Genomic DNA, 2,991 nt, shown 5'->3' on the forward strand with positions numbered 1-2,991 from the left:
GGCTGGGGGGCGGCGGGCTTGCGGCGCGAAGAGTGGGAGGCGCCGCGGGCTGGGCGGCAGCGGGAGCGGTCGCGGCCGGCGCCGAAGGAACCGGGGCCTGCGCCACCACGATGGGCGGAGCCTCGGGCGCCCTGGCGATCACCACCGGCTGCGGCGCGCCGGAGGCCGCCCGGGTCAGCTGGCGGACCTGGACCAGGCGTTGGGCGGGGTCGGCGCCGGAGGGCAGGGCCTGGCGCGCGAGGTCGAGGTGCCGCAGGTCGGCCTCGCCGAACCAGCCCCGATCGGCGGCGACGGCGCGGGCGAAGGTGTCGAAGGCCAGGCAGTAGTCGAGAATGCGCGGATCCTGCGCCACCGCCCCGGCGCAATCCTGCGAGAACCGCTCAAGTCCCTCGGCTCCGAGGTCGGCATAGACCACCTGGAACTGCTCATAGGCCCGACGTACCTGGGTCTCGTCGGCGCTGGCGTCGGCCAGGGTAGGCGTCGCGGGCCCCGCCTCCCGCGCCTTGGCGGCGTGCTGGACGCTCACGTTTGCGGGCGCGTCACCCTCGTCCGAAGCCAGCCACCAGGCCAGGCCGCCGGAGGCGAGAAGCGCGATCAGGACGCCGGCCGCGAGGCCGGGGCCCAGCCGGCGGCGCGGCGGCTCCTCCAGGCGGTCCAGCAGCGAAGGGTCGTGGGGCGCGTCGGACATGGACATTCCAACTCGCAAGGCAGAGCTCGGTTGCGTGGCGCCGACCTCACCGAACAGCGCTTTTCAAAGATGAAATAAAGTCATTTACTCTCCTGCAGAGTCGAGGCGCGCGACCGATCGCTCAAAAATGAGTCGCGAACACAGACCTCGGCGGGGCTCGGGAGGTAGAGAACTTGGCAGATCCGTCCACGAAGGCGCCGGATCCGATGGACATAGCGCTCGGCGCCGCGGTCAGAATACGACGGCGGACCATCGGCATCTCGCAGGAAGCACTGGCTGAGCAGTGCGGAGTGAGTTTCCAGCAAATTCAGAAGTACGAGAACGGCGCGAACCGCATTTCCTTCTCGCGGCTCGTGCAGATCGCCCGCGCGCTGCAATGCCGCGTGGTGGACCTGATGGACGTCCTGGACGGCTCCGACCGGGAGGCGCCGGCGGACCTCGACATGCTGGGCCGGATGCGAACGCCGGGCGCCCTCGAACTGCTGACCGCTTATGAGAAGCTGCCGCCGGAATCGCGCAGCGCCCTGGTCGGCTTCCTGAGGACGCTCACGGCCGAGCATCTGACGGAGGCCCAGGGCCGGGCCCGCGAGGTGGCCTGACGCGGGACCCGGGGAGGGCTCAGCCCTCCGCCAGGATCCTGTCGATCACCGCCTTGGCGTCGGGGGCGCCCCAGTCGGCCTCCCCGGCCACCCGCCCGCGCTCGAAGCCGTCCTTGCCGTAGACGATGGTGGTCGGCATGCCGGCCACCGCCGGCTTCACCTGCCAGGGCAGCTTGGCGTCGGCGTCGCTGTAGAACTTGAGCGGCGGGTGCTGGCCGATGAAGGCGCGCGCCTCGGCCACGTCGGGCTCCTTGTCGATGCTGATGGCGACCACCTCGACCGGCTTGCCGGCGTAGTCCGCCTGCAGCTTGGCGAGCGTCGGCATCTCGATCTTGCAGGGCGCGCACCAGGTGGCCCAGAGGTTCACGACCACCACCTTCCCCTTCAGGTCGGCGATCTTCATCGCCTTGCCGTCCGCGTCGCGGAACAGGTAGTCGGGGGGCGGGCCTGCGCCGTCCGCACGGCTGAATTTCTCGAGCACGCTGCCCGCGGCGGCCTCGGCGGCAGGCTTCGGCCCGGTGTTCACCTCGGGCGCCGGCTTGGTGGACGCCTTCGCCATGATGTAGAGAACCGCCGCGACGCCGACGAGGGCGGCGCCCCAGAGGGCCCACTTCAGGATCCTACCCCTGGGCTTCGCCGCGGACTGATCGCTCATATGACTGACTCTTCCTCTGACGCCCCCAAGCCCGCCCCCGCCGGGCAGGCTCCTGGCGGACAAGCTATGTGGGGCGGCCGCTTCTCGGACAAGCCCGCCGAGCTGATGCAGGCGATCAACGTCTCCATCGGCTTCGACCGCAGGCTGGCGGCCCAGGACCTTGCCGGGTCCCGGGCGCACGCGGCGATGTTGCGCACGGCCGGAGTCATTTCAAGCGCGGACGAGGCGGCCATCCAGGGCGGGCTCGCCACCATCCTCGCCGAGATCGAGGCCGGGACCTTCCCGTTCCGCGAGGAATACGAGGACATCCACATGAATGTGGAGGCCCGGCTGCGCGAGCTGATCGGGCCCGCCGCCGGCCGGCTGCACACCGCGCGCTCCCGCAACGACCAGGTGGCGCTCGACTTCCGCATGTGGGTCCGCGAGGCCTGCGACCGCACGATCGACCAGGTGCGCGCCCTGCAGAAGGCGCTGGTCGCCAAGGCCGAGCCGCACGCCGGCGCGATCATGCCGGGGTTCACCCACCTGCAGCCGGCCCAGCCGGTGACCTTCGGCCACCACCTGATGGCCTATGTGGAGATGTTCGGCCGCGACGCCTCCCGCTTCGCCGACGCCCGGGCCCGGATGAACGAGAGCCCGCTGGGCGCCGCGGCCCTGGCCGGCTCCCCCTTCCCCATCGACCGGAACATGACCGCCCAGGCCCTGGGCTTCGACCGGCCCACCGCCAACTCCCTCGACAGTGTCGCCGACCGCGACTTCGCCCTGGAGGCGCTCGCGGCGGCGACCATCTGCGCGACCCACCTCTCCCGGCTGGCCGAGGAGATCGTGATCTGGATGACGCCGCAGTTCGGCTTCGTGAAGCTGTCGGACGCCTTCACCACCGGCTCGTCGATCATGCCGCAGAAGAAGAACCCCGACGCGGCCGAGCTGGTGCGGGCCAAGGTGGGCCGGCTACTGGGGTCCTTCACCCAGCTCACCGTGGTGATGAAGGGCCTGCCGCTGACCTATTCGAAGGACATGCAGGAGGACAAGGTCCCCACCTTCGAGGC

General features: G+C 70.8%; 3 protein-coding genes and 1 pseudogene. 2 read left to right on the forward strand and 2 right to left on the reverse strand.

Features of this window, described 5'->3' with window-relative positions:
- Nucleotides 1-688: pseudogene (locus V7Z97_RS19935) on the reverse strand (hypothetical protein); the annotation flags it as partial.
- Nucleotides 689-894: 206 nt separating this feature from the next.
- Here V7Z97_RS19935 and V7Z97_RS19940 point away from each other — a divergent pair.
- Complete coding sequence (locus V7Z97_RS19940; protein WP_334165305.1) at nucleotides 895-1,287, forward strand: helix-turn-helix domain-containing protein; 393 nt, start codon at nucleotides 895-897, stop codon at nucleotides 1,285-1,287.
- Nucleotides 1,288-1,306: 19 nt separating this feature from the next.
- On the opposite strand, the gene V7Z97_RS19945 is transcribed toward V7Z97_RS19940, so the two are convergent.
- Nucleotides 1,307-1,942 (reverse strand): TlpA family protein disulfide reductase, encoded by a 636-nt coding sequence (locus V7Z97_RS19945; protein ID WP_334165306.1) that lies wholly within the window; start codon nucleotides 1,940-1,942, stop codon nucleotides 1,307-1,309.
- On the opposite strand from V7Z97_RS19945, the gene argH reads away from it, so the two are divergent.
- Nucleotides 1,943-2,991, forward strand: a 1,049-nt coding sequence (argH, locus tag V7Z97_RS19950) for an argininosuccinate lyase (RefSeq protein ID WP_334165307.1), incomplete at its 3' end; no start/stop codon positions are given.

Source organism: Phenylobacterium sp., from assembly GCF_036821595.1.
In the GTDB taxonomy this organism is placed as follows: Bacteria; Pseudomonadota; Alphaproteobacteria; order Caulobacterales; family Caulobacteraceae; genus Phenylobacterium.